The sequence below is a fragment of the Marinobacterium halophilum genome, assembly GCF_003014615.1.
GTDB classification, from domain to species: Bacteria; Pseudomonadota; Gammaproteobacteria; order Pseudomonadales; family Balneatricaceae; genus Marinobacterium; species Marinobacterium halophilum.
This window is the reverse complement of the sequence record NZ_PYGI01000002.1, coordinates 172,928-199,263: the sequence shown is the minus strand read 5'-3', so window position 1 is coordinate 199,263 and position 26,336 is coordinate 172,928. Positions and strand designations below refer to the sequence as shown.

Below are 26,336 nucleotides of genomic sequence, written 5' to 3'. Positions count from 1 at the left end.
CGGAAATGGAAAATCTTGAGACCCTGTTGGCACAAGGCAAACAGGCTGTTGCTGATACTGATACGCTGCCTGCACTGGACGAAATCCGAGTGCAGTATCTGGGTAAAAAAGGTGAATTGACCCAGCTGCTGAAAGGCCTGGGCAAGCTGTCTGCCGACGAACGTCCGGCAGCGGGTGCGCTCATTAACGAAGCCAAGGCTGCACTGCAGACGGATATCAATACCCGTCGTGACGCGCTGGAATCGGCGGCACTGGAAGCCAAGCTGGCGGCCGAAACCGTTGACGTCAGCTTGCCCGGTCGTGGCCAGCCGGTGGGCGGTCTGCACCCGGTTACCCGTACTCTGGAGCGCATCGAAGCGTTCTTTGGCAGCATCGGCTACAGTGTTGCCGAGGGTCCCGAGATTGAAGACGATTATCATAATTTTGAAGCGCTGAACATTCCGGCTCACCATCCGGCGCGGGCGATGCATGATACCTTCTACTTCGATGCCCACCGCCTGCTGCGTACCCACACCTCACCGGTGCAGGTGCGTACCATGGAGTCTCAAGAACCGCCGATCCGCATTATCTGCCCGGGTCGTGTTTACCGCTGCGATTACGACCAGACGCACTCGCCGATGTTCCACCAGGTGGAAGGTCTGCTGGTTGACCGCAACATTACCTTTGCCGACCTCAAGGGCACGCTGGAGCAGTTCCTGCGTGAGTTCTTTGAAGAGGACGTGAAGGTTCGTTTCCGCCCGTCTTACTTCCCGTTTACCGAGCCCTCCATCGAGGTCGATATCGACCGTGGCGATGGCAAGTGGCTTGAAGTGCTGGGTTGCGGCATGGTGCACCCGAAAGTCTTCGAATGCTCCGGCATTGACCCGGAAGAATATACCGGTTTTGCGTTCGGCATGGGCGTTGAGCGTCTGGCGATGCTCCGCTACGGCGTAGACGACCTGCGTCTGTTCTTCGAAAACGACCTGCGCTTCCTTGGCCAGTTCAAGTAAGTCGTTAACGCAAACAAACAGATTTTTCAGGAAAGCAGCATGAAATTCAGTGAACAGTGGTTACGCGAGCTGGTTCAGCCGCAGATCGGAACGCAGGCGCTGGCTGACCAGTTGAGCCTGTCCGGCCTCGAAGTAGATGATGTGGAAGGCGTTGCCGGCGACTTTACCGGTGTCGTAATCGGCGAGATTCTGAGTGCCGAGCAGCATCCCAATGCCGACAAGTTGCAGGTCTGTCAGGTCAATGACGGTGAACAGACGATTCAGGTCGTGTGCGGTGCGCCCAACGCCCGTGCCGGTCTGAAAACCGCGTTTGCCCGTGTGGGTGCCGTATTGCCGGGCAACTTCAAGATCAAGAAAGCCAAGCTGCGTCAGGTCGAGTCCTTCGGCATGCTGTGCGCCGAAGATGAGCTGGGTCTGTCTGAAGATCATGGCGGCATTATGGAGCTGGCGGCCGGTGCGCCGGTGGGCACGGATATCCGTGACTTCCTCAACCTGGACGACAAGATCATTGATGTCGACCTGACGCCGAACCGTGGCGACTGCTTGAGCATTGCCGGTATGGCTCGTGAAGTGGGCGTGCTGAACAAGGCGGCCGTGGCCGAGGTCGACGCACCGGCGATAGCGCCGGTCATTGATGATCGTTTCGATGTTGAACTGGTCGATGCCCACGCCTGCCCGCGTTACCTGGGCCGTGTGATTCGCAACATCAATCCGGGAGTGGCGACGCCGCAGTGGATGCAGGAAAAACTGCGCCGCTCGGGTGTGCGCAGCATTGATCCGGTGGTTGATGTCACCAACTACGTGCTGCTCGAACTGGGTCAGCCGATGCATGCCTTCGACTTGAGCAAACTCGACAGCGGCATTCGTGTACGTCTGGCCGAGCAGGGCGAAAAGCTGGTGTTGCTTGACGGTCAAGAGGTCGAGCTCAATGCCGATACGCTGGTGATTGCCGACGCCAAAGGCGCGGTGGCCATGGCCGGTATCATGGGTGGCGAGCCGACGTCGGTGACCACTGCAACCCGTGATATCTTCCTTGAAAGTGCCTTCTTTAATCCGCTGGCGATTGCTGGTCGTGCACGTAACTACGGGTTGCACACCGATTCGTCACACCGCTTCGAGCGTGGTGTCGACTGGCAGTTGCAGCGCAAGGCGATCGAGCGCGCCACAGCGTTGCTGTTGGATATTGTCGGCGGTGAAGCCGGTCCGGTGATCGAGGCCGTCAACGCAGCCGAGCTACCTGCCGTACAGCAGGTTCTGCTGCGTCACGCCAAGGTTACCGCGGTACTGGCGCTGGAGATTCCGGCAGCCGAGATCGAAGAGATTCTGACCCGTTTGGGTATGCAGCTGGATGCAGTTGAGGCGGGTTGGCAGGTAACAGTACCGAGCTACCGTTTCGACATCAGCATCGAAGTGGATCTGATCGAAGAGATCGCCCGCGTATATGGCTACAACAACCTGCCGGTCCACACCCCGACCGCCAAGCTGCCGATCCCGCCGATTGCTGAAGCGCGTTTGACCCTGCAGTCACTGCGCCGTCATCTGGTAGCCCGTGGCTATCAGGAAGCGATCACCTACAGCTTCATCGAAGCCGAGCTGCAGAAGTCGTTTGATGACCAGCATGACGCAATTGCACTGGCCAATCCGATCTCGGCCGAGATGGCGGTGATGCGGACAACACTGTGGCCTGGCCTGGCCAAGGCGCTGCAGTACAACCAGCACCGTCAGCAGAGCCGTGTACGTCTGTTCGAAACCGGTCAGCGCTTTGTGCCGACCGCTGACGAACTGATTCAGGAAAATGTCATCGCGGGTATCATCGCCGGTGGTCGTGATGCTGAAGGCTGGTCTGCCGGCAATGACAAGGTCGATTTCTTTGATGCCAAGGGCGATCTGGAATCCCTGCTGGCACTGGGCGGCTGTGGTGCGCAGTTCAGCTTCGCGGTTGGTCGTCATGTAGCGCTGCATCCGGGCCAGACCGCTCGCATCGAGCGTAATGGTGAAACCGTCGGGTACATCGGCGCACTGCACCCGTCGCTGGTGAAACAGCTGGACCTGAACGGCCCGGTTTACCTGTTCGAGGTGACACTGGATGCCGTGACCGGTGGCAAGCTGCCGCGCTTCAGTTCACTGTCCAAGTTCCCTGAGTCACGTCGGGATCTGGCGGTGGTTGCTGACCAGGCAACTGCATTCGATGATATCCGTTCGGTTGTTGCCGAGACCGCTGGCGAATTCCTCAAACAGGTTACTCTGTTTGACGTTTACCAGGGCCAAGGCATTGAACCGGGACGAAAAAGTCTGGCGCTGGGCTTGACCTGGCAGCACCCATCGCGCACTCTTAATGAAGATGAGATCAACAGTGCCGTGAGTGCCGTTGTATCTGCACTCCGCGAGCGTTGTGGTGCAACGTTACGAGAGTAAACACAGACAGGGTGACCGACATGAGCTCGTTGACCAAAGCTGACATGGCTGAACGCCTTTATGAAGAGCTGGGCCTGAACAAGCGTGAAGCCAAGGATATGGTGGATTCCTTCTTTGATGAAATCCGCACCAGTCTGGCCCACAACGAGCAAGTGAAACTCTCCGGTTTCGGCAATTTCGACCTGCGTGACAAGCGTGAGCGTCCGGGTCGAAATCCCAAAACCGGGGAGGAGGTCCCTATCTCCGCCCGCCGCGTCGTGACCTTCCGGCCCGGGCAGAAACTCAAGGAGCGTGTGGAGATTCATGCCGGAAACCAGCCAGACAGCGTCTGAACTGGGCCCCATTCCCTCCAAGCGCTATTTCACCATCGGCGAAGCCGCCGAGCTGTGTCAGCTCAAACCCCATGTACTGCGGTACTGGGAGCAGGAGTTTGCGCAGATCAAGCCCGTCAAACGCAACAATCGCCGCTACTATCAACATAACGACCTGTTGCTGTTACGCCAGGTTCGTAGCCTGCTGCATGAACAGGGTTATACCATTGCCGGTGCGCGTCAGTGGTTGGCCGGTGACAGTGCCGGTGACGATGCCGCCCGTTATCGTCAGCTGTTGCGTCAGACCATTACCGAACTGGAAGAGATAAGGACGTTGCTGAAATCAGTGTGATCGTTCATATGACCGGTTTATGCGCTGTATTATCCTTGCCAAATGTAACTCGTGCTACCAGCCCGGATTGGTCATCGTCGCGTTCCAGCAGAGTGATACTGGCCTGGTGCAAGTCGGCAATCAGGCGGACAATTGAAAGCCCCAATCCACTGCCGGTACCGTTCTCGCCCTGGCGATAGAAGCGTTCAAATACCCGTTGTTTCTGCTCGGCATCAAGGCCGGGGCCAGAGTCAACCACGCTCAGTGCAACGTCCTCCTCACTCGACTCCAGCAACAGCGTGACTTCCCCGCTCGGCGGTGTATAACGCAGGGCATTATCGATCAGATTGCGCAGCATCAACCGCAGGTAGAAAGCGTTACCCCGTACATACAGAGACTGTTCGGGGGCATCGAGCCCCAAGTCAATGTGGCGGGCGATGGCAAAGCCGATCTGGTCGCTGATCAGTTCCCGGCACAGTTCGTTGAGGTTGACCGGTGCGGTTTCGGGCAGGCTGGCTTGCGGGTCAAGACGGCTCAGTTGCAGCAGCTGTTCGACCATCCGATTCATCCATGCGATCCCTGTCAGCATCTGTGCACAACTGGTACGGCTATCACCAGTGTTGAGATCCTGATACAGGTTTTCGCAATGAATCTGCAAGGCTGCCAGCGGCGTGCGCAACTCATGTGCCGCATCGGCAGTAAAGCGGCGCTCGCGCTCGAAACTCTGTTGCAGGCGGGCGAGCAGTGCGTTGAGTGCTCTGACCAATCCATCAATCTCATCCGGTATCTGCTGCAGCGCCAGCGGTTCCAGATGATCTGAGCTGCGGGTCGTGACTTCACGGCTGATGGTGACCAGGGGTAGCAAGTTACGTCCGATCAGCCACCAGATGGTAAACCCGAACAACGGCAGAAAGACAAGAATGGGCAGGGTGTTGGTCAGGGCGATTTTGAGCGCCAGTTCACGCCGGATATGATCGTCCTGTGCCACCTGAATATAGCGTTGGTTTGCAGGCCCGGGCAGGGTAAATAAACGCCAGCGGATACCGTCCATGTCAAGATTGCGGTAGCCGCTGACGGGCGTGGCATCGATGTGTTCGGGGAAGCTCGGAGAGGCGATCAGCACATTGCCTGCGGCATCGATGATTCGGTAAGACAACTGCTTTTCATAGGGGTGAGCCGGTGCCCAAGTGGTGTCGTTGGACAGTTGAGTGTGATCAATCTTGCCTGCGGGGGCGAGCTGCCCGGTCAGCCGAGCCATCTGTGCCATTTGTGCATCGAACAGCTCTTCCGCTTCGTCGGTGGCGGCGAAGAATGCCAGTGAAGCGGTCAGCAAACCCGTGCCGAGGCCAATGCTGAGCAGGCTGATGCTGAGGGCGCGACGGATGGAGGTCATAGTGTGGGTTTGTCCATCATGTAGCCAACGCCACGGACGGTGCGGATGAGCGAGTTGTTCAGCTTTTTGCGCAGGTGATGAACGTGGACCTCAAGTGAATTGCTCTCGACTTCGTTACCCCAGCCGTACAGAGATTCTTCCAGCCGACTGCGGCTGAGCACTTTGCCGGCGTTTTCGGCCAAAGCCAGCAACAGGCCGTATTCACGTCGTGACAGGCTGACCGGTTGCCCCTGATAACTGACGCCCTGTGACTGGGTGTCGATGCTGATGTCACCCAATTCCAGCAGCGTGTCACTGTAGCCCTTGTAGCGACGGGTGACGGCACGCAGGCGCGCCCGTAGTTCGGCCAAGTCAAAGGGCTTGAGCAGGTAGTCGTCAGCCCCGGCATCCAGTCCAGCGATGCGGTCTTCGATGGCATCACGGGCGGTCAGGATCAGCACCGGCAGCGCGCTGCCAGTCTTGCGCAGCTGACGCAGCAAACTGAGGCCGTCCATGCCGGGCAGGCCCAGATCAAGAACCAGGCAGTCGAAATGCTCAAGCTGCAGTGCATGCCAAGCTTCTTCGCCCGTGGTCAACCAATCGGCACTATCACCCATCTTGGTCAGGGCACGGGTGATGCCGTCACCGAGCAGACGATCATCTTCGACGATCAATATGCGCATTCACCTATCCTTGTTTCAGTTGTTGCAGCAGCGCCTGGATCTCTTCGCGGCGACCGGCATCGGCGCGGCGGCGTGTCCAATAGTGGCACAACCCAGTGTCAGGGTCAGCAGGCCAGCACGTACTAATACGGTAGTTTTCATGGTCAGGCTCCGGTGTCTGGTTGGTTGGCAAAGGTCTTGATCTTGGCCAGCTGCTTGCGCAACACACGGCTGATCAATTCGGGCCGCAGACCATTGAGACGGACCAGCAATTTTTCGGGCCAGCCGATCGCGGCCTGGGCATGGCCCGAGCGCAGCAGTTGTAGCGCGGCTTGGGCCACGCACTCAGGGCTGTCGATGCTGCTGCCGGTGGCGGCAGTCATGGCGTTGGCGCGGTCGCTGTTGATTCTCGTGCGGGTGGCGCGTGGCGCCAGATATTGCACGCGTAGCGCGGTATCGCTGTATTCGCGCGCCAGCGCCTCGGTGAACAGACGCAAGGCTCCTTTGCTGGCGCAGTAGGTGCTGTAGCCGGGGAAGCCGATGGCCCCGAAAGCAGAGCCGATATTGAGGATCACCGGCGGCTCGCCTTGGGTTTCCAGTAATGATGTGATCAGTGCATGGGTCAATAGAACAGGCGCGTTGATGTTGCTGGCCAGCAGTTGTTCGATCTGCCCGGGTGTTTGTTGATTAAACAGCTGGAAGCGGCTGATCCCGGCGTTATTGATCAGCGTGTCCAGACGGAGAAAGTCGCGCTGAACGTGGCTGACCAGTGCGCCCCGGCCCTCGGCTGTGGTCAGATCGGCGATGCAGGTCTGGACATTGCCTGCGCCAAGTTGGCGGCATTCATCGGCCAGTGCCGTCAGCGCCTGTGCATTTCGGCCATGCAGCAGCAAAGATGCTTTTTCGGCGGCGAGTGCGTGGGCCAGTGCCGAGCCGATACCGCCACTGGCACCGGTGATAAGAATGTGTCGACGGTCAAATTGCATGAGCACCTCTCAGGCCGCGGGCAGGCTGCGGAAGATCTCGGCGTAAAGACGGTAGAACACCTGGGCGCTGTGGATAATTAGTGCCTGCTCGTCGGGGTTGTTGATACGGTTCATCAAACCCTCGAAGAACTTGATGTGATCCTGATCCAGCGAGCCATGGGAGCGCAGATAACTGAACGCGCTGTCGGGCAGTTCCAGCCGGTTCTGAATGATCTGTGCCAGCGGTGTGGCCAGCGCAACACTGGTGCCTTCAAGGACCTGAACCATGCCAAAGAAGCCAACCGGATTAACGCGCTGGATCAGGTCGTAGGCGTATGCCACCATCAGCTCGGTTGCGACTGCCGGTTGTCCTCGGCGCACGGCTTCCTTGTCTACATCGCAGGCTGCCAGATCGTTGAGGATCCACTCCTGATGCCCGGTTTCTTCCTCGATATATTCTGCCACCGCTTCGCGCAGCCATTCATGGCGTTCTGGCAGGCGGCTGCCGCAGGTCATCAGCAGGGGCAGGGTGTGTTTGACGTGATGGTACGCTTGGGTCAAAAAGGCGGTGTACTGCTGATGGCTGATCTCGCCGCGTTGGCAGGCTACCAGAATGGGGGCCTCCAGCAGGTACTGGCGTGCATCGGCGGTTTCATGTTGCAGTCGGTCGTAGAAGGGCATGGCGGCATCCTTGTTAATGGTCGGGTTGATAGACGGATTCGATAAGGTCGGTAAAGCGAGTACTGATGGCGTCACGGCGCGGGCGTCCATTCAAGGTGTACAGCCCTTCGGTACTGCTCATGCCATGCGGTATCCGCACCCAGCGCAGGGCGCGGGCGTAATCGGGCAGGCGCTCGTTTACTTGATTGATACTGTGCTGCACGACGGCATCATCCAGCGTGGGCGCATGGATCAAGGCCATGTTGAACGCACGGGCTTCACCAAACAGCACGGCCTGTTCGATGCCCGGCTGCGACAGCAGCTCAGATTCCACCCATTCAGGGCTGATATTGCGCCCGAAACTGTTGATGATGACGTTGCGCGCACGGCCTTCGATATGTACAAAGCCTTGTTCATTCAGACGCACACGGTCACCGGTTGGGTAGGGGCCATCAAGCGGCGGCTCGCCGAGATAGCCCAACATCCGGTTGCCTGCAATCAGCAACTCGCCGCAAGGACTTACGGTCAGGGTGTTGTGGGCCAGTGGCATACCGGCACTGCCGATACAGTCCTGTGCCGGTGTGTTCAGGCTGACCACCGATGCGCACTCAGACAGACCATAGCCTTCGTAGGCAGGTAACCCTGCAGCCCGTGCGCGGCGGATCAAATCGGCCCCTACGCGGGCACCACCGACGGCGATAAACCTGAGCGTGGGTAGCGCAGCGCCTTGCTCAATCGCACCGGTCAGGGCGGACAACACCTGTGGCAGGGTGATCAGCGAGTCGGGCTGGTGCCGGTTCAGGGCATCGAGCAGGCTTGAGGTGTCGAGCCCGCTTGAGCCTTGCCAGCCCAGACTCTGCAGCGACGGCACGTCGACGCAGGCACCCATCAGCAGGGCGGTGTAGACACCGGCGATGTTCTCCAGCAGCGTGGCCAACGGCAACAGACACAGGTGTCGACGGATGGCCAACGGGGCCAATTGTGCCGCCAGCGTGTATGCAACGTTCAGCTGCTGCTCGGCACTCAGGCAAACGCCTTTGGGCGCACCGGTGGTACCCGAGGTGAAGGTGATTTTGGCGGTGCCCGCCTGCAGACAGGTAGTCGGATTGTTCAACGGATGAAAGCGCAGTTCGTCCTGTTCACCGGTGATCAACGTATCGATACCGGCTCGTTCAAGCAGGTGGGCACGTTGAGTGTCAGAGAAGAACAGGGGCATCGGCACCAGTACTCGACCCAGCTTCAGCGCCGCCAGATCGGTCAGTACCCAATGGCGACTGTTGTCGGCAAGCAGAGCAAACCGTTCACCGCCATGCTCACGCAAACGCAGTGCTATTGCGTCGATGGCGGCGGGCAGTTCGCCCCAGTGCAGGGTTCCATAAGCATCGCGCAGTGCGGGCGCATCCGGCTGGCACTGTGCCAAGCGTGTCAGTTCAGCAAACAGGTGGCAGGGCATGGGCATTCTCGGCTGGGGTGAAGGGAATGTCATCGCAGGCCGTTAACAGCGGTCGTACCATCGCCTGACGGCGCAGACAGGCGGCGCTGGCCGCAATGGAGACGGCAACGACCTGAGGCTTCTGATCGTAGTAGTGTCCCCAGTCGCTGCCGCTGTGCTGGAGCCGCTCACGTTGCGCCGGTGCCAAGGGGTGTAACGCCAGCCCCAGGCGACGAAAACTGTTGATCAGCGTGGGCGTCAAGGTCAGTACGGCCCACTGCAGCTGACGACGGTCGAACCAGGCTGCCAGCGTCATGATCAAAAGGCGGGCATGGCCCGGCCGCAGGGTTGCCAGATTGCCGACTTCAACAATTTGGCTGCGTGCCGGTGTAAGCGTTGCCTCTTGTGGAAGGTAATGTTCTACCGGTGCATCCAGATAGGCCTCCAGAAACAGAGAGGTTGCACTGGCCAACTGAAAGCCGGCCGCCGCGAGCAACTCCCCGCGAGTGTTGCGGTAACTGACCAGTGTCTGCAGAAAATCATGTATATCGGCATCATGCACGGCCTGGAAGCGTGCGCGGATAAAGGTTTCGATATCGGCGCGTGCGCTACAATCCTGCTGATGCAGACTCAGGTGGGTCGGGTGGCTGATCCGTGGAGGATTAAGACTCATGGCGTGGCTCCTCTTCATAGCCACACAGTCTGGTCTTGAAAACTTAAAGAAGTCTTAAGGGATGAAAATAAAAAACTGCATACCCTAAGCTTCCATTTTTCAAAACCTTAGGGTAATATTCGCAGCCTCTTCGGAACTGATCTTTTGGTTCCCGCCTAGTCGGGGCGTAGCGCAGCCTGGTAGCGCACTTGCATGGGGTGCAAGGGGTCGAGTGTTCGAATCACTCCGTCCCGACCATTTAACTCAAAGAGTTACATTAATCGCCTTCTGGCGATTTTTTCGTTTCTGGGATTTGTGGCCCGAACCGGGCTCATTCACCGATGGCAAATTTCGACTCAGGCTCGGAAACTAATGCCCAGTTCAGAGTGAAGAACCCTCTAGATATGAACTCGACCAGAGCACCCGAGCTCAATCAGGATGAGCGGGAAACTACTCCCGATTCAGTACTTCCAGCAGTTCAATTTCAAAAATCAGGTTCGCGTTGGGCGGAATCGTTTCACCAAAGCCGCGTTCGCCGTATCCCATCTCTGCAGGCACTCGCAGTTTGCGCGTGCCACCCACCTTCATGCCTTTAAGTCCTTCGACCCAGGCGGCGATGATCTTTTTACGGCTCAGTACGGTCTGAAACGGCTGGCCCTTGTCGTAGGAGGAATCAAATTCAGTGCCATCTTCCAGAAAGCCGCGATAGTGGGCGGTGACTAACGCGCCGCCTTTTTTCACCTCAGTGCCGGTGCCTTCGACCAGGTCTTCAATCACCAGTTGTTCAAAATCAGCCATGGAGTTTCCTGCGAGTTTTAACGGTTGTCGTATTTCAGCTGTATACAAATACGGCCCTGGCTCAGCAGGGTGCCAAGCCAAACCCGGGCCGCGGTGTGCAAAGATCAGTCTTCGCGGCTGGTGACTTCCAGTAGGTGGAAACCAAAGTCGGTTTTGACCGGGCCCTGGACTTCCTTGATCGGTGCGCTGAAGACGACAGTATCGAACGCTTTAACCATCTGGCCGGGGCCGAAGCTGCCCAGTTCACCGCCTTGCTGGCCTGACGGGCACTGGGAGTGCTCTTTGGCCAGTGCGGCGAAATCGGCACCGCCTGCGATTTGATCTTTCAGGGCCTGACATTCGGCTTCAGTGCTGACAAGGATGTGACGTGCGCTTGCGCGTGCCATAGGTTTTCTCCGTAACAGTTGGGATATCAATTTGAACATAGTCGTACTATTGATTAAGCGATTAGCATCAGTGCCACATCAGTGGTGATGACCGCCAACACCATGGGCGTGGCCGTGGGCGATCTCTTCATCCGTGGCGGCGCGAACATCGGCTACTTCAATATCGTAGGTCAGCGTTTTACCGGCCAGCGGATGGTTGGTATCGACCAGCACCATTTTCAGGCCCGGTTTGATCACGGTCACCTGACGCATGCCCTGATCGGTTTGGACCACTGCAACCATGCCTGGTTTCCAGTTGCGTACGCCTTTAGGCAAACCCTGCAGGTGTTTGATCGGCACGCGCTGCTCCTGGCCTTCCTGACGCTCACCGTAAGCCTGTTCCGGCGTCAACGTCAGGTGCAGCGTATCTCCGGTGGTTTTACCTTCCAATGCTGCCGCTATGGCCGGAATCATACCGCCATGGCCGTGAAGATAAGCGACAGGGTCGGTGCCCTGATTGGTTTCGATCTGGGTATCGTCGGTATCGGTCAGCGTGTAGAAGAACTGAACCACGGTATTGTCGGTAATCTGTGTCAACGCGAGCACCTCGTGCGCCAATTGCAAAAACGTGAAGTATCCGGTTCTGCACGGGGCTTGGCAAGAAAACCCCCAACGGGATCATCGGTTCATGTTGGATCTCCACGATGCAGTTGAGCGGTCTTGCCTGGCTTCTTTTTTAACATAGCATTCGGCGCTGGTTTGTTCAGAACCCTTTACCCGTCTGGCCTAAACCACCACGGCGGCAACAGCTGCTGTATTGCGGGTTGCGCAAAGCGATCATCAATCAGCTCCACTACGCCTTGTAGCCGCTGAGCCAGTTGCGCGTGATACTGGTCAAACGGGGGCAGCCCTGGGGTGGCAATAAAGACACCGACCAGCGCCTGTCCGGGCAGGTCGATCCGTTCTGAAAACACGCCACCGAGCACGGCAAAACCGATAACACCGCGCTGGTTACGGAACTGTTCAATAAACTCATGCCGAGCCTGTTCAGTCATGCCTGCGGTTTGAGCGATCACGGGTATCTCCGGGCAGTGTTGCTCAAAGCGCTGTTGCAGTTGTGCGAGATAGGCGAAGCTGCTGAGGTAGACCAGATAGTTGCCGGGGGCGGAACGACAGCTTGGCTTTGAAGTGCGCCCGTTTTGCCTTGCCGGTGGCCCTGCTGATAGTCAGGGTACACAGGGAGTGGTCGCCAAAGCGCTCGGCCAGTTTCATGAAGCTGAGCGTGTCGAACAGGATGGATTGCAGTTCCGGTATGACGGGGTGCTCGGTCATGTATTCGGTCAGATCACCCACCAGACGTTGCAGAGCATGGTTCAATTCAGTGGGGACGTCACTCAGGTGCTGGTTAACGTCATGCTGATCCGGTAGCGCGTGTGTTTCGATGTGGCTGGCGATCAGTGTACGCCAGGCCCGTTGCACGGTGCGAAAGGTGTTGGTCAGTGTTTCAGGTGCGTTGCGGGCCACCTGTTGAAACTGTGCCTGACTCAGTTGAGCCGAGTGCATGCCTCGGGCGCGATCGATCAGGTTGTGGGCTTCATCGATCAAGGGCACCACTCGCCAGTCATTCTGTCGGGTCAGACCTTATCGCGTGCGGTGAGCTCCAGCACCCTGATCGGCAGGGAGGCATCGGTTGCGGCAACAGGTCTGAGCATGCTCAAGCTATCCAGAACCAGTTGGCGCCCGGTGGTGCGTGCGGTCAATACAAACAGACGGTCCAGCTGGCGTCGGGGCATGGCCATCAGGGCGGGGTAGGTGACCCCGAGTGTCTTGCCGATCCCGGTGGGTGCTTCCAGCAACAGCGTATGCTCAGTGCTGATACCCTTATAGACGGTTTCACTGAGCAAGCGCTGGTGCTGACGAAAATCTGCAAAGGGAAAGGCCAGGGTCATCAGGCCCCGGCGATGGTGGCGCACGTCCAGCAGGAGGTGGCGGAATATCGCTTCCAGGTGAGAGGCGGGGATCAGTGCTAATGCGGCTTCGACCAGCGGTGCTGACAGGCTTGGCCAATGGATCAGTGAACAACTGATCCCCTGTTTCTGTGCCAGCCGCTGCACAATGGTCGTGCGGTAAGCTCCCGATGCGAGCTGAGCAAAGCCTTCGTCCAGCCACTCGGCGCGCGCATCACTGAAACCCGGCCGATACAGATCGGCGGGCCCGGACTGGAAAGGGTTGAAGAATGCGCCGCGTATCGGTGCATATAACGCCGGCCAAAACAGCAGCGCAAAAAGACCGGTGAAGAGTCGGTTCTCGACATGAAACAACTGCGTGTCTGTGTCCGACAGCGACTCGATTACAGCTTGTTCGACACGCCCCTGTTCGGGTTTGGGCAAAACTGTCGATTCAACCGGCACGGGCCTGTTTTTGGGAGCGACGTAATCCAGGCCCGCCTTGCGGGCGCAGCGCTGCTGTATCCGGCGAAGTCCTAACCGAGTCTCGGGTTGCACAATACGGGCATGAGCGGCATAGGCCCAGTTGAATACCTGCTCAGGTGATTCGCGTTTCTCCAGCAGCCGCAGGGATCGTAACTGGGCTTCACGGTGTTGGCTCTGTTGATACAGGGCTAATGCCAGCTCAATTTGCTGCTGGCGCTCGGCTTCACGCCCCAGCTGGAACAGCACCTTCTGGCGACGATAATCGATCCAGTCACAGGCTACCGGTGACGGCAACTCCGCGCATACGGACTCTATCGACTCGCCAGCGGCCACCCGCTCCTGCAACCGGTGCAACTGTAGGTACAGGTCTACCTCCGCCCGGCTTTGAAATGGACGCGACTCTGCCGTCAGCTGAACAGGTTCAAACTGCTGCAGGCCCAATTCAGTGAGTACAAACTCGGACCAATTCTGATACAGGTTGCCAAAGAACATCAGCCGCAAGCGGTCAAAAAGGGCGTTGCAGCGTAACTCAATCAGCTGAAAGGGTATTTCGGGCCACCAGTCATCAACCGGCCGGGTCTGCTCACTGGGGAAATCTGCCGTCAGGCGGGCAACGAGGTCCGACTTGCGTGCGGACGCGGTGAAATGCACCTCGGGCAGCAGGTGTTGAGCCAGTACTCGGCACTCCTCGCGGCGGCACAGGTCACCGAGCGCGGCGATGGAGACCTCAGGCTGGTCATCCACCAGCCGGGCCTCCACCAACTGCCGAAGTGCATGGGCCTGATCCGGCACTTCGTTGTAGCTCACGTTGTCGCTGCGAAACCGCGTACCCTTACGCATGACCATACGCAGCAGCAGCGCCTGTGCGGAAACGTCGAGTGACAGCAGTTGCTCCAATAAAGCGGCCTCTTCAGACAGCAGCAGGTCGGCGTATTGGCTCAGGCAGAGCTGAATCACCTGCCGGGCATTACGCAGGTAATACAGTGGATCATCCAGTGGGGCTGAGGCGAGGGCAGTAATATTCATGGGGCAATTGTACGGCAACTTTATATGTGTCAGATGTTTTCGCGGGGCAAACAGGCCCTCATCTCGACCACTGATCAAAAAATCAAGCACTAATACATGATGCGAGGCTTGGGTGGCTTAACGTAGAATGATCAGGTTGGCAGGCTAAGTGCCGACTTCGGCAGCGGTTTTGTTTACATCGACAGCCGCTTTGTGAAGTAACGAGAGAGGATGTTGAGTCTGACAGAGGCGAGGCGGCGACAGTGCCTTTGCGGTTGTCCAGACTGACTACAGGTTCATGGTAGAAGTGCATAAAAAAAACAGCATGGCTGAAATCAGCATGGAAAACCTACTGAGGATTTTCACCGTTCCGGAAGCGCCCGGCTCTACGCTGAACCGCCTGGATACTGATATATCAGCCAACCTTGCCGGTTTCCTGCAGGAGCATATCGTTGCGGAAGAGGCGGATCTGGTCAAGATTGAGCAGGACTTCAACGATACCCGGGTACCTGAAGACCCTGTTTTTGTCTCCGAGCATACCGAGTTCCTGCTCGACAAGGTGGTGGCGCAATCGGTGCATACCTCGTCGCCGAGCTTTGTCGGTCATATGACTTCGGCCTTGCCCTATTTCATGATTCCGCTGTCGAAAATCATGATCGCCTTGAATCAGAATCTGGTGAAGACCGAAACGTCGAAGGCGTTTACGCCGCTTGAACGTCAGGTTCTGGGCATGCTGCACCGTCTGACTTACGGGGAATCCACCGAGTTTTACGACACCTGGCTGCACCATGGGCGCAAGCGCCTGGGCGCGTTCTGTTCCGGCGGTACCGTTGCCAATATCACCGCACTATGGACCGCGCGCAACCGGGCGTTTGGGCCGGATGGGGACTTCCCCGGCATTAATCACAGCGGCATCTTCGGTGCCATGCGTCATTACGGCTGTGAAGGTGCGGCCGTGCTGGTATCGGACCGTGGCCACTACTCGTTGTCGAAGTCGGCGGATGTGCTGGGCATCGGGCGTGAAAACCTGATCGCTATTGAAACGGACAGCTGCAACCGTATTTGTCTGGATGCGCTGGAACGGAAAATCGAAGAGCTGAAGCAGCAGCGGATACGTCCCTTTGCACTGGTCGGTATCGCGGGCACCACTGAAACCGGCAATATCGACCCGTTGGACAAAATGGCCGACATTGCCGAAGCTCATGGCCTGCATTTTCATGTGGATGCAGCCTGGGGCGGACCAACTCTGTTTTCCAATCGCTATCGGCCGCTGCTGAAGGGGATCGAGCGTGCCGACTCGGTCACCATCGACGCGCACAAGCAGTTGTATGTGCCCATGGGCGTGGGGTTGGTGCTGTTCCGTGATCCGTCGATGCTGGAAAGTATCGAGCATCATGCCCAGTACATTATCCGTCAGGGCTCCAAGGATCTTGGCAGCACAACGCTGGAAGGCTCGCGCCCCGGCATGGCAATGTTGGTACATGCCGGTCTGAAAATCATCAGCCGTCGTGGCTATGCCATGTTGATCGAAAATGGCATCGAGCTGGCGCGGCGCTTTGCCGACCGCATCGCCACGCTGGACGATTTTGAGCTGGTGTCTGAGCCGGAGCTCAATATCTTCACCTACCGCTGGGTACCCGCCGAGGTGCAGGCACGGCTGCGTGAGGCCGATGCAGGACTGCGTCATCAGATCAATGAGGTATTGAGCCGCATTACTCAGACCCTGCAGAAAGAGCAGCGTGAACGTGGCAAGGCCTTTGTCTCGCGTACTCGGCTGACGCCGGAGTGCTATGACCAGCAGGCGATTACGGTCTTCCGGGTGGTACTGGCCAACCCGTTGACGACGGATGAGGTGCTGCGTGAAGTCATTGAGGAGCAGCGCGAGCTTGCGGCTGAAATGTACGACAACGCCGATATGCAGGCATTAAGAGCACTGCTGGCGCAGGCGTAACGCTATCATGCAGGCCTCAGGGTACGCCCTTGAGCATGCCCCCGAGGCCTGCATCCTTATTATGGTGCCCTGCGTCGCAGGATCACGCCACGATCACCCACCGCATATACCGTTCCTTCAGCCGTTGCACACACCGCCCTCAGGCCTTCTGAGGTGGGCGTAGTTTCCCGTTGCCAGCTGCCGTGCTCCAGATGCAGGGCACAGCCGCGAGTGCCAACGGCAAATACGCCAGATGTTGAACCGGAGATGGCGAGCAGGTCATCCTGCACTCGGGCCGGGACGGCGTGCCAGCGTTGGCCATCGAAGTGGGTCAGGGTGCCGGAGAGACCCACGGCATGGATGTCGTCCAGAGCCGCACCCCAGATGCCGTAGATGAACTGTTCGGTTCCGGCATTGAAATCCTTCCAGTTGTCACCGTTGTAGCGCATGACGAGACCGAAATCTCCTACCGCCAGCAGATGGGCGTCATCGAGTCCCCACAGGCTATACAGGGCAGAGGTGGTGCCGCTGGGCATGCGCTGCCAGCGCAAGCCGTCGAAATGCAGAATCAGGCCTTCATCCCCTACCGCGTAGATGGAATCGGGGGCTGTACCCCACAGAGCGAGAATGGTCAGATCCAGATGCAGGTCGAAATGGAGCTGCCAATGTTGGCCGTCGAAGCGGAAGATCCGCCCTTCCTGACCCGCCGCAAACAGGCCGCTGCCGGGGCAGCTCCACAGGCAGTGCACGGGCAGTTCGCTGGGGGCGGGCAGCGGCTCCCAAACGTCATGGTGCAGACGTAAGACCGTGCCGGCATCTCCGCAGGCATAACAGGTACCGTCGTGTGTTTGGGTAATGCCCCACAGCTGGCGCTCGGTGGCCGAGGGCATGATCTGCCAGTGGGAGGTAGTCTCGTCCGTAGCGGCCGGAGCCAGTGCGTGTACAAACTCGGGCGCAGCGGTCATGACCGTCCCGAAATCGCCGACAACCAGCGCTTCGCCTGAGGCCAGGGGGATGATATCCATCAGGTCGTGGTGCGTATTGCACTCAAGCTGTTTCAGCTGGTTGTCCTTGAGGTAAAACAAGCGGCCCTGATCGCCCACAATGAGCACGCCGTCTTTATAGGCCCTCAAGGCTCTGAGCCGAGGTAGAGGCGTGTCGAAGGTGAGCGGGGTAAAGCAGCCGTCGGCATACCGCAGCAGTTCGCCCCGAAACCCGCCCTGGTCGACAAAATAGCGACCTCCGGCCAGCAATAGTTCGTCTTCTCCCAATACCAGCAATGCGTGCAAGCCGGAGCTGTGTGGACAGTCGAGCACCTGCCATTGGCCGTGCTCATCGCGGCGAATGACGCTGCCATCATTGCCCGCAGCGTAGACATGGCCGCCGGGTGTGCAGGTAACCGCGCGCAGGTTGGTGGTGATACCGGATGTTTCCGGTTGCCAGTGCGTGCCGTCGAAGTGCAATACGCAACCATTATCGCCTACGGCCCAGGCTTCACCGGCAGCATTGCCGTCGATGGCAAACAGCGGTGTATTCTCGGTGCAGGCGGTGAAGCGGCCCTGGTCATTATCGACCACGCCGCCCTGTACCGATTGCCACTGCTTACCGTCAAAGTGAAGGATACAGCCCATCCAGCCCACTGCATGCAAGTCGTTGGGGGACCGGCCCCAGATACCGTGCAGGGGTTGGCGAATGGGGACATCCATCAGCTGCCAGCCGAGGCGCTGTGTCTCCGGGTGGCTGTCGAAATGCAGTACTCGGCCTTCATCGCCGACGACAAATACCTGGCCCTGGCCGGTCCACCCTGACCAGAGCACATCGCCGTCACCGGCATTAACCTCGGGGACAAGGCTCCAGGGTGCAACGGCAGGGGCATTGGGGTCGAAACGACTGGCCATCTGACGGAAAAAATTCCGGCGCGAGGGATTGGTCGGGGCGTTCATGGGCGGCTCCTTGTGTCCAATGGCATTCAGTGGCGAGGGTGCGCACGGGTCAGGGTTGTCCGGGTGTCTTGTGTAAACGGTCATGTTCGCGGGCGAGCAGTTCGGTCAACTCGTCACGGGTGGTGTCGGGCAGGGTGCCCATTGCGGCCATGAATTCGGCTCCGGCCGCATCCATCACTCCTTCCAGTGCCTGTGCGGCGGCTTCCATGCTGGCAGCATGGGCATGCTGGATGCAGGCGTCGATGGCGGGTGCAAAGGCGCGGGCCTCAGTGCTGTCAGGGTGTTCCAGCAGCATCGGGTGCCCAGTATCCGAGGCGAGCGCCAGTTGTGGCGACAGCGGGATCTGGGCGATGGAGTTGACCTCCAGTTGGGCCAGCGCGTCGGCCAGGTGGGCGCGGGGGAAGAGGTGGAACTCTTCACCACAATTGGGACAGGTGACGCCGGCCATGTTTTCGACCACCCCGATCAGCGGCAGTCCGCGTTCCTGGCAGAAGCGGATCGCCTTGAGGCTGTCCATCAGTGCAACCTCCTGTGGCGTCGTGGCGATCAGTGCCGCGACCGCCTGATGTTCCAGCAGGTCAGCGAGGGTGATCAGTTCATTGCCGGTACCGGGTGGCATGTCGATCAGCAGAACATCCAGCTCTCCCCAGTCAAAACTGCCGATCAGGTGGTGCATGAAATCGTGCTTGTAGGCATCACGCCAGACGATCGGGGTGTCGTCACGGTCCATGAGGAAGGCAAGCGATCCGACCCTGATCGGATGGGCCAATGCCGGGTGGGCGCAGGTTCGGGTGCCCAGTCCGGCCGGTGTCAGGTGGACGCGTTGCCCCACCAGGTTGAAAAAGCGGCTCTGGTTGGGGCCGTGAATATCGGCATCGGCCACGCCCACGCGGTAGCCGCGTTGGGCCAGTCCGGCCGCAAGGTTGGCGGTAACGGTACTTTTGCCGACGCCGCCCTTGTTGGCCATCACCAGAATGATCTGGCCAATCCCGTCCAGCCGTTGCTCCAGCAGGCGTTTTTCGTGGTGTGATTTGTCCAGCAGGCAGCTGTCTTCCTGGGGACAGAACTGACAGGCATGTCCTCGGTTACAGTCTTCCGGTCGCAGTGCAAGTGGGTCCTGCTGATCAGGTGAAAAGTGGGATACTGACATCGATTGCGCCTCCCGAGGCCGGTTCATTGGCCGCTGCTGTTATCCAGCATAATCCAGTTTTGGCTGATCCGCTTGTCGCCATCGCGCTGCTCATCCGCGCCCTGCCACAGGGCAAAGATCACGGGAACGGCGGCACGGTTGAGATCAACCTGATGTTCGCCCTCGACCTTAAGTGGACGGGACATGACGACATGCCATTCGCTGTCTTGTGCGATCTCTTCGCGAATGTAGGCACTGGCCCCGGATACGGTCTGCTCGGGCAGGTGGGTGGTACTGCCGAAACCACCGGCAGCGAGGCTTTCCGCATCGTCCCGGTCCGCACGCCAATACCAGATATTGACCGGGTTATCCGGCCCGGTGCCCATCATGAACGAAGTCTCGGCTCCCTTGAGGGCGTACTGCACAGCGGCACCATCACGGAACTGGTCCACGGTAGTGGCACGGTTTTCGGTGGCATCTTTCCAGCGCAAGCGCATATAAAAGCGTTCATCGGAGCGGGCGACCTGAAAGTACAGATGCTTGGGTGTGGTCGCAGTCGGGTCCATGCGCAGGATCACCGAGGTGTGTACCGGCGGTGCGGGCATCAATTCGATGCGGTACAGGGGCAGGCGGTCCCAGAGCAGGTCATCCGGATCATTCTGCGTGCGCAGGTAGATGGTGCCGGGGACGGTCGAAACCTTTACCGTATCCCCCGGTTTGATGTCGGTGGCGTTGGGGTTGAGTTCGCTATGGTCCGCGTGAGCCGTGTTGCTCACGGCAATCGCCAGCCCCAGCAGGACGGCGTGGTGAAAGGAGGCGTTGAATATCATGACAGGTTCCTCGCTTGAGTCGTGCCTAGTCCCAAAGCCCTTGAGGCAGCGATGTCGTGGGAATCCGACGGCTGCCCGGCGCGGGGTAAGGACCGGCCTGGTGTTCCAGTACCGCTTGCTGGCTGTCAGCCCAGTCCGGCAGTACCTGTAACAGATGCGCCAGTGTGGGGTCCAAACCATAGTCGTTTTCATGGGCGTAGCGACTGCGGATCGTGTTCGTCAGCGGTATCAGGTAGCGGGCCATGAAATCGCGCAGGGCACGCTGGTAGGGGCTGGCATCCCGCCTTTGGGTCAGCGCCTGTTCTTCCAGATGGCAGAGCAGGGCGCAAAATTCGAGCATGGCGACCAAGTGGTCCGGTTCGTCGATATGGCCTTCGTCTTCGGTGGCGGCCTTGAGCCCGAAGTGGGTATAGAACGCCTGCACATTGAGCAGGAAGCTGCCCTGGGTGTCACCGGCCAGCAGGCGCTCGTAAGCACTGGCGACCAGTGGCACCCGAGGCTTGCCGCGGCGGCCATGCACGAAGGTGGCCATGTAGCCGACTTCAAGCTGAATCAGATCCCGGCTGGGGGGCAGCAGGGGCCAGGGCGCAGCCCCCAGCTGCTGCATTGCGGTATCCAGAATCTGTCCCGCCTGGCCTTCCTCAATCGCCTGCTGGGTTTCCGCCAGCGGGTAATCCAGCAGTGCCGCCGCGAGGCGAAACACCACGCCACGTGCGTGGACGTATTCGGGTCCGTATGGCGTGCTCGGCAGTCCGTTCATCCGTTTGTCTCCCGCTTAGCTGAGTTTGAACATTTCGGCATGCTTGTAACCGATCAGCGTGTCCATCAATTCGCTGTCGCGCCCTTCGGCCTTGGCCTGACGCTCGGTTTGCAGGGTGGCCATGACCTCTCCGACCCGATTACCGAACAGGCTTTCCAGGTACTCCAGCGGAATCCTCGACTCATCCAGCGCCTGGCCATCAGGGCCATACTTGGGCGGTGACAGCGGCGGCACGTAGAAGACGTTGGGCTGGGTGCCCCATTCCGGGTGCAGTGGCAGTGCCACCTTGTATTTTTCCACCAGCAGGTGAATGGGGCCTTCCTCGTCATCGCGGTAGCCGATCCAGCGGATACGGCCGACACACTGCTGGGCGCAGGCGGTTGGCAGGCCTTTCTCGATACGCGGGTAACAGAAGATGCACTTCTCGGACTTGGAGATCTGTTCGTTGAAGTAGATCTTTTTGTACGGGCAGGCGTTGACGCAATAGCGGTAGCCGCGGCAGCGTTCCTGGTCTACCAGTACGATGCCGTCTTCCTGACGCTTGTAAATGGCGTTGCGGGTACAGGCCGCAAGGCACGCGGGGTTGGCGCAGTGATTACACAGCCGTGGCAGGTAGAAGTAGTAGCTGTTGGGGTATTCGCCCAGCCCTTCATCCTCGTCCCAGTTCGCGCCCCAGGTGGGTTTGACGTTGGGCCTCAGCCAGGGGTCGGTACCGGTCATCAGCGCTTCTTCGTAGTTGTACTCCCAGGGAATACCGTAGTCTTCCTGGCTAGGCTGGCGGCCCAGACGCAAGCCGCCGTTTTCATCGAAGCCGCCGCCCATGTTCTGGTAGTCACGCGGGTAGCCCTTGCCAGGCTGGGTTTCCACGTTGTTCCAGTACATGAACTCTCGGCCGTTACGGTTGGTCCACATCAGTTTGCAGGCCGCGGTGCAGGTCTGGCAGCCGATACATTTGTTCAGGTCCAGGACCATGCTCAGTTGACGTTTGACAGCCATGACAGTCTCCTCTTATACGGCCCGTGGGTCGCTGATTTCATCCGCCGTGGCCAGCGCGATGTCGTAGCTGCTTTCATGGATGACCTGATTGGCGTTCCATTTGGCATAGATGAACTGGAGGTGGCCCCAACCACCGACCAGCTCCAGAGGCTGCAGCAGGGTGACATGGGAGTTGTTCATCGGCTTGCGGTGGATGTACTGGTGTGGCTCCCACCCGTGTTCCATCATGATCGAGTTGACCGGGATGCTGGGGTAGAACTTGGCCTGAGCGAAGAACTCGCCGTTGCTGTTGAACAGTTTCACCCGGTCACCATCCTTGATGCCGCGTTGTTCAGCCAGCTGGGGATTGATGTAGATGTTGGGCTCACCGCGCTGCAGTCGCAGCAGGTACTTGTTGCTGCGCCAGTTGGAGTGAATGCCCCAGCGGGCGTGCGGCGAGTAGAAGTGCAGCGGGTAGTTCGAGGCTTCCGGGCCGGCGTACAGACGCGCCGTGGGCACGGTGGATTTAAGCTGTACGAAACGCGGGTGGTCGCAGTAGAAGGTGATGCGTCCGGTCAGGGTTTCATAGGGCTTTTTACCATCGGTCTGGGCGGTGAACGGGTTATAGGGCTGGTCTTTCTGTAACGGCTGGTTCAGGCCGGCATGCTCGTTCATGACGATAAAGCCTTTTTCCGCCGCTTCTTCCAGGGTGACGCCGCCGAACTCCGGTGAGTTATCCACAATGTAACGGGTCGCATCCAATGCGGTATTGAGCTTGCCGTTCATGGTGTAGTCGTCATGGATGGTGTGCAGGTCTCGGGTGACCTCGCCATCCGGAATCGGGCCGATACCTCGCGCGATGGCACGTTCCTGAATCTTCTTGGTGAGCAGTGCCATGATGTCCCAGTCGGGCTTGGATTCGCCCACCGGCGGCACCGATTCGGTGAACACATTACAGAAACGGTGATAGCCCTGGGTACGCAGATCCCAGGCTTCGTAGTGGCTGGCCGCAGGCAATATGTAGTCGGCCCATTCGGCGGTGGAGTCCATGCGCACGTTGACGTTGACGTACAGTTCACTGGCCTGGCGCAGATGCTCGTCGCGGTAATGTTCTGCCAGTTTGTTACGGCGGAAAGTGTTGTCGGCAATGGAGATCATGCCCTTGATCTCGCCGTAGTAGGGCATCCAGCCCTTGTCGATGGACTCCTGCATCATCGCTTCCATCTCGTCGACGTCAAAGCCGACACGCTCCTTGAGCTTCTTGTTGTCGAAGTGGCGGCGGATGCCACTCATCATGTCGCCACGCAGTACTTCGCCCAGCCCACCGGGCTCGTAGCGGGCCGACTTCTTGCCGTCGAAGGTGGACAGCTCGGTCCATTTCGGGTGATTCCACACCACCCAGGAGGTGTCCAGACCGCCGGTACGGCCGCCGTGGCCGGTCAGCGCCAGGGCCAGCGCATAACCCCAGCCGATATAAAGGCAGTTGGAGTAGCTGGAAGTGATATAGCCCAGCATGATGATCGCTTTTTTTGCTTTGGCCAGATGGCGGGCTTCATTGCGCACCACGTCGGCATGCAGGCCGGTCTGCTTGCGGGTTTTTTCCGGCGGATATTTGGCGGCTTCTTTCTTCACCTGCTCGAACACGGTAGTGACATCGATACCGTTGACCTCGAATTCGCCTTCCAGCGCCGGGTCCACGTTGCCGAGTTTCAAGTCCTTGTTGTCACTGCCCATGGAGCCCTTGGCCATGACCGCCTGGTTGGTGTTCAGGTCCCAGTGGTAGAACACCTCATCGGAGCCGCCGTCGACCAGGTCGCTCTCACGCAGCAGCTTGCCGTTGTCGGTGCGGACCAGCATCGGCAGGTCGGTTTGTTCCTTCATGAACGCGGGCTGGTACAGTTTTTCCTCGATGATGACGTTGACGAACGACATCGCCAGGAAAGGGTCCGAACCCTGCTCAATCGGCATCCACAGATCGGTATGGATGGAGCTTGGGTTGTAGTCCGGCGCGGTGCTGGTGATGCGGGCACCGTTGTACTTGGCTTCCCAGATGTAGTGCGCATCAGGGATACGGGTGGCATTGGGATTGATCATGCCGAGCATAATGTAATCGGCATCGAACCAGGCATCGGAGGTAAAGCTCTCCAGCGGGTTGCCGTAGGCCAGATGGGCACCGGTATTGAGGTCGCCGACCACGGTAAAACCATCCAGCTGGATGCCGCCCACCAGTGAGGCAAAACGGCTGGGGCCGGAATGGCGCACCATGGTCTGGTTGCCGGAGCCCTGGTGAGTTTTAAGTTTGCCGGGGCCGTATTTGACGAAGATATCGATCACCTTGTCGGCGATCTCTTCGGTGGCCTGATCCCAGGAGATGCGCTGCCACTTGCCTTCGCCGCGCTCACCGGCGCGCTTTAGCGGGTAACGCAGGCGGTCGGCTTCGTACATGGCGGTGGAATGGATGGCGCCTTTCTGGCAACCACGCGGGTTGGCATCAGGAACGTTCGGATTGACCTGGGGATATTTGGCAATCTGCTCTTCGCGGATCACCAGGCCGTCTTTGACATAGACGTTCCAGGCGCAGTTGCCCATACAGTTGATACAGTGGGCGGCGTGACCAACATGATCCCAGTCCCATTCGTTGCGGTACAGATCTTCCCAGCCGCGGTAAGGATATTCGCTGGCCAGTGTGTTCTGGATCGGTTCCAGGCGGTTGAGCGCCCAGCCCTTGCCGCTGATCATCACTCCGGCCGTGGTAAGGCTCAGCCCTTGGAGAAAGTTACGGCGCTTGAGTTTCCACATATGCATGTTCGTGCCCTCTTCGGCGACCGGCCCTGTCCCCTTAATGGGTCGGTCGGTTGGTCACTTTTTAATCAAACAGTAGCAGTCCGTTTGCGAGGGGGCCGAAATTCAGCAGATCTTCAGATTCAAACAATCGTTCTATTGATCTAGATCATTTTCCCGTAATTCGCCAGTCTAAAGACGTTTTACAGGTGGGGGCGATAAGACAAAAACGGTTCAGGCCGGTTCATCGTGCGATTCCGCCCGGCGGGTGTCCAGCGCGCGTTGCAACGTGCCGACAAAGTTGCAGGGCCGGTGCGAGAAGCCGGTACCGCCGGTGATCAAGATCACCTGAGTCTCGGTGTCGGCGATCAATGCGGATACACGGGCACGCATTTGGTAGATATCATCGCGGACGATACCGCGAGCCGCCAAGGCATGTCCTGCGCTGATCAGGCGATCGGCCAGCAGGTCACCGGAGGTGTCGTTGGCCGTGGTGCGGGTATCGGAAACGGTCAGTACCGCAATACTGAGCGGAACGAACTGAGCAGCTGGGGTTTTGGACATATCGACTCCGGTACCAAGTGGCAGGATCAGCCGCCGGTCATGTTCATGAAACGCAAAATCTGCGGCTGTTCTTCCAGGTTGAATTCATGTTTCTCCGGCTTGATCGCCATGGCGTTTATCAGCGTTTGTTGCAATCGTTCTGCGTCATCGGGATAGCTGCGCAGCACCTCACGCAGATCGACGGAATGCTCATTGCCCAGGCACAACAGCAAACGGCCTTCAACAGTGACGCGGACGCGGTTACAGTCGCCGCAAAAGTTGTGACTGTGTGGCGAGATGAAGCCGACGCGGATATCGCTATCTGCCATGCGGAAATAACGCGACGGGCCACCGGTGCGTTCGGTGGATGGGGTGAGTGCATAGCGGCTGCTGATACGCTCACGCAGCTCATCACTGGAGCAGAAACACTCTGCGCGTTCATGTTCGGTGATCTGGCCCAACGGCATCTCTTCGATAAAGCTGATATCGAGGCCCGCACGGCGGGCAAAGTCGACCAGGTCCAGCACCTCGTCATCATTGCGCCCCTTGAGCATGACGGTATTGAGCTTGATGCGTTTGAATCCGGCCGAGCGGGCCGCTTCAATGCCGGTGAGCACCTGATCGAGACGGCCGTTGCGGGTCAGGGTTTTGAAGCGCTCCGGCTGTAGCGAGTCCAGACTGATATTGAGACGCTCGACGCCGCAGCGGGCCAGATCCATGGCCATTTTGTGCAGTTGCGAACCGTTGGTGGTGAGCACCAGCTCGACCGGCAGCTGGCCCAGACGCTCGATCAGGCTCATGACCCCTCGGCGCACCAGTGGTTCGCCGCCGGTCAAACGAATCCGGTTGACGCCCAGTTGGTTGAAGGCATGGGCAACATCGTAGAGTTCTTCGAGTGAAAGCACTTGGTCGTGGGGGAGGAACTGCATTTTTTCTGCCATGCAGTACACGCAACGGAAGTCACACCGGTCGGTGACAGAGAGGCGCAGATAACTGACATGACGGCCGAATCGGTCCACAAGCTGGGAGGACATGGCACTCTCCCCATTTTATTTA

At 58.8% G+C, this 26,336-nt stretch carries 25 protein-coding genes, 1 tRNA gene and 1 pseudogene; 6 read left to right on the top strand and 21 right to left on the bottom strand.

Annotated features, from left to right (window positions below; all coding sequences use genetic code 11):
- Positions 1 to 5 precede the first annotated feature (5 nt).
- The 4 genes from pheS to CLV44_RS02275 are packed head-to-tail and all read left to right on the top strand — an operon-like array spanning position 6 to position 4,067.
- On the top strand, positions 6 to 989 hold the full coding sequence (gene pheS / locus CLV44_RS02290) for a phenylalanine--tRNA ligase subunit alpha (protein WP_106590483.1): 984 nt from the start codon (positions 6 to 8) through the stop codon (positions 987 to 989).
- Positions 990 to 1,028: 39 nt separating this feature from the next.
- Entirely contained in the window at positions 1,029 to 3,404 is a 2,376-nt protein-coding gene (gene pheT, locus CLV44_RS02285) for a phenylalanine--tRNA ligase subunit beta (RefSeq protein WP_106590482.1), read from the top strand.
- Between the two features lie 20 nt (positions 3,405 to 3,424).
- Positions 3,425 to 3,736, top strand: a complete 312-nt coding sequence (ihfA, locus tag CLV44_RS02280) for an integration host factor subunit alpha (protein ID WP_091821389.1) — start codon at positions 3,425 to 3,427, stop codon at positions 3,734 to 3,736.
- Positions 3,708 to 4,067: a MerR family transcriptional regulator gene (locus CLV44_RS02275; protein WP_106590481.1), complete on the top strand. Its 360-nt coding sequence runs from the start codon at positions 3,708 to 3,710 to the stop codon at positions 4,065 to 4,067. The genes ihfA and CLV44_RS02275 overlap by 29 nt, the downstream gene beginning before the upstream one ends.
- A gap of 4 nt (positions 4,068 to 4,071) precedes the next feature.
- Here CLV44_RS02275 and CLV44_RS02270 read toward each other — a convergent pair whose 3' ends face one another.
- The 7 genes from CLV44_RS02270 to CLV44_RS02245 are packed head-to-tail and all read right to left on the bottom strand — an operon-like array spanning position 4,072 to position 9,810.
- On the bottom strand, positions 4,072 to 5,439 hold the full coding sequence (locus CLV44_RS02270) for an ATP-binding protein (RefSeq protein WP_106590480.1): 1,368 nt from the start codon (positions 5,437 to 5,439) through the stop codon (positions 4,072 to 4,074).
- On the bottom strand, positions 5,436 to 6,101 hold the full coding sequence (locus CLV44_RS02265) for a response regulator (protein WP_106590479.1): 666 nt from the start codon (positions 6,099 to 6,101) through the stop codon (positions 5,436 to 5,438). The genes CLV44_RS02270 and CLV44_RS02265 overlap by 4 nt, the downstream gene beginning before the upstream one ends.
- A gap of 15 nt (positions 6,102 to 6,116) precedes the next feature.
- Positions 6,117 to 6,242 (bottom strand): hypothetical protein, encoded by a 126-nt coding sequence (locus CLV44_RS17605; protein WP_281257803.1) that lies wholly within the window; start codon positions 6,240 to 6,242, stop codon positions 6,117 to 6,119.
- Positions 6,243 to 6,244: 2 nt separating this feature from the next.
- The gene (locus tag CLV44_RS02260) at positions 6,245 to 7,066 is read right to left on the bottom strand and encodes an SDR family oxidoreductase (protein ID WP_106590478.1); all 822 of its coding nucleotides are present in this window, start codon (positions 7,064 to 7,066) and stop codon (positions 6,245 to 6,247) included.
- Positions 7,067 to 7,075: 9 nt separating this feature from the next.
- The gene (locus CLV44_RS02255; RefSeq protein WP_106590477.1) at positions 7,076 to 7,726 is read right to left on the bottom strand and encodes an iron-containing redox enzyme family protein; all 651 of its coding nucleotides are present in this window, start codon (positions 7,724 to 7,726) and stop codon (positions 7,076 to 7,078) included.
- A 13-nt stretch (positions 7,727 to 7,739) separates the two neighbouring features.
- The gene (locus CLV44_RS02250; protein ID WP_170069241.1) at positions 7,740 to 9,158 is read right to left on the bottom strand and encodes an AMP-binding protein; all 1,419 of its coding nucleotides are present in this window, start codon (positions 9,156 to 9,158) and stop codon (positions 7,740 to 7,742) included.
- Positions 9,136 to 9,810, bottom strand: a complete 675-nt coding sequence (locus CLV44_RS02245) for a thermostable hemolysin (protein WP_170069240.1) — start codon at positions 9,808 to 9,810, stop codon at positions 9,136 to 9,138. The genes CLV44_RS02250 and CLV44_RS02245 overlap by 23 nt, the downstream gene beginning before the upstream one ends.
- Positions 9,811 to 9,970: 160 nt before the next feature.
- On the opposite strand from CLV44_RS02245, the gene CLV44_RS02240 reads away from it, so the two are divergent.
- Positions 9,971 to 10,047: transfer RNA gene (locus CLV44_RS02240), tRNA-Pro, on the top strand.
- A 192-nt stretch (positions 10,048 to 10,239) separates the two neighbouring features.
- Here the strand turns inward: CLV44_RS02240 and CLV44_RS02235 are convergent.
- The 6 genes from CLV44_RS02235 to CLV44_RS02210 all read right to left on the bottom strand — a co-directional run bounded on the left by CLV44_RS02235 (position 10,240) and on the right by CLV44_RS02210 (position 14,410).
- Positions 10,240 to 10,587 (bottom strand): FKBP-type peptidyl-prolyl cis-trans isomerase, encoded by a 348-nt coding sequence (locus CLV44_RS02235; RefSeq protein ID WP_106590474.1) that lies wholly within the window; start codon positions 10,585 to 10,587, stop codon positions 10,240 to 10,242.
- Between the two features lie 104 nt (positions 10,588 to 10,691).
- Complete coding sequence (locus CLV44_RS02230) at positions 10,692 to 11,012, bottom strand: peptidylprolyl isomerase (RefSeq protein WP_483869513.1); 321 nt, start codon at positions 11,010 to 11,012, stop codon at positions 10,692 to 10,694.
- A 39-nt stretch (positions 11,013 to 11,051) separates the two neighbouring features.
- Positions 11,052 to 11,549 (bottom strand): FKBP-type peptidyl-prolyl cis-trans isomerase, encoded by a 498-nt coding sequence (locus tag CLV44_RS02225; RefSeq protein ID WP_245912570.1) that lies wholly within the window; start codon positions 11,547 to 11,549, stop codon positions 11,052 to 11,054.
- Positions 11,550 to 11,725: 176 nt separating this feature from the next.
- On the bottom strand, positions 11,726 to 12,067 hold the full coding sequence (locus tag CLV44_RS02220) for a helicase C-terminal domain-containing protein (RefSeq protein ID WP_245912579.1): 342 nt from the start codon (positions 12,065 to 12,067) through the stop codon (positions 11,726 to 11,728).
- Positions 12,051 to 12,563: a hypothetical protein gene (locus CLV44_RS02215; RefSeq protein WP_146139973.1), complete on the bottom strand. Its 513-nt coding sequence runs from the start codon at positions 12,561 to 12,563 to the stop codon at positions 12,051 to 12,053. Before CLV44_RS02215 ends, CLV44_RS02220 begins: the two co-directional genes overlap by 17 nt.
- Before the next feature lie 23 nt (positions 12,564 to 12,586).
- Positions 12,587 to 14,410, bottom strand: a complete 1,824-nt coding sequence (locus tag CLV44_RS02210; protein ID WP_170069239.1) for a VRR-NUC domain-containing protein — start codon at positions 14,408 to 14,410, stop codon at positions 12,587 to 12,589.
- A gap of 277 nt (positions 14,411 to 14,687) precedes the next feature.
- Between CLV44_RS02210 and panP the strand changes: the two genes are divergently transcribed.
- Positions 14,688 to 16,340, top strand: coding sequence for a pyridoxal-dependent aspartate 1-decarboxylase PanP (gene panP / locus CLV44_RS02205; protein ID WP_106590470.1), 1,653 nt, complete (start codon positions 14,688 to 14,690; stop codon positions 16,338 to 16,340).
- 59 nt (positions 16,341 to 16,399) lie between these two features.
- Here the strand turns inward: panP and CLV44_RS02200 are convergent, their stop codons facing one another.
- From CLV44_RS02200 to moaA, 8 genes and pseudogenes are all read right to left on the bottom strand, one after another.
- Positions 16,400 to 18,262 carry a WD40/YVTN/BNR-like repeat-containing protein gene (locus tag CLV44_RS02200; RefSeq protein ID WP_106590469.1) on the bottom strand — a complete coding sequence of 621 codons (1,863 nt, stop codon included), beginning with the start codon at positions 18,260 to 18,262 and terminating at the stop codon, positions 16,400 to 16,402.
- 49 nt (positions 18,263 to 18,311) lie between these two features.
- Entirely contained in the window at positions 18,312 to 19,412 is a 1,101-nt protein-coding gene (locus CLV44_RS02195; RefSeq protein ID WP_170069238.1) for an Mrp/NBP35 family ATP-binding protein, read from the bottom strand.
- A 23-nt stretch (positions 19,413 to 19,435) separates the two neighbouring features.
- Entirely contained in the window at positions 19,436 to 20,221 is a 786-nt protein-coding gene (locus CLV44_RS02190; protein WP_106590467.1) for an ethylbenzene dehydrogenase-related protein, read from the bottom strand.
- 25 nt (positions 20,222 to 20,246) lie between these two features.
- Positions 20,247 to 20,981, bottom strand: coding sequence for a molecular chaperone TorD family protein (locus CLV44_RS02185; protein WP_106590466.1), 735 nt, complete (start codon positions 20,979 to 20,981; stop codon positions 20,247 to 20,249).
- A 15-nt stretch (positions 20,982 to 20,996) separates the two neighbouring features.
- A complete protein-coding gene (gene clrB / locus CLV44_RS02180; RefSeq protein WP_106590465.1) occupies positions 20,997 to 21,977 on the bottom strand; it encodes a chlorate reductase subunit beta in 981 nt (326 codons plus the stop codon).
- A gap of 12 nt (positions 21,978 to 21,989) precedes the next feature.
- On the bottom strand, positions 21,990 to 24,761 hold the full coding sequence (gene clrA / locus CLV44_RS02175; RefSeq protein WP_245912568.1) for a chlorate reductase subunit alpha: 2,772 nt from the start codon (positions 24,759 to 24,761) through the stop codon (positions 21,990 to 21,992).
- Positions 24,762 to 25,046: 285 nt separating this feature from the next.
- Positions 25,047 to 25,301, bottom strand: a pseudogene (locus CLV44_RS02170) (MogA/MoaB family molybdenum cofactor biosynthesis protein); the annotation flags it as partial.
- Positions 25,302 to 25,327: 26 nt separating this feature from the next.
- Positions 25,328 to 26,314, bottom strand: coding sequence for a GTP 3',8-cyclase MoaA (moaA, locus tag CLV44_RS02165; RefSeq protein ID WP_106590463.1), 987 nt, complete (start codon positions 26,312 to 26,314; stop codon positions 25,328 to 25,330).
- Between the last annotated feature and the right edge of the window lie 22 nt (positions 26,315 to 26,336).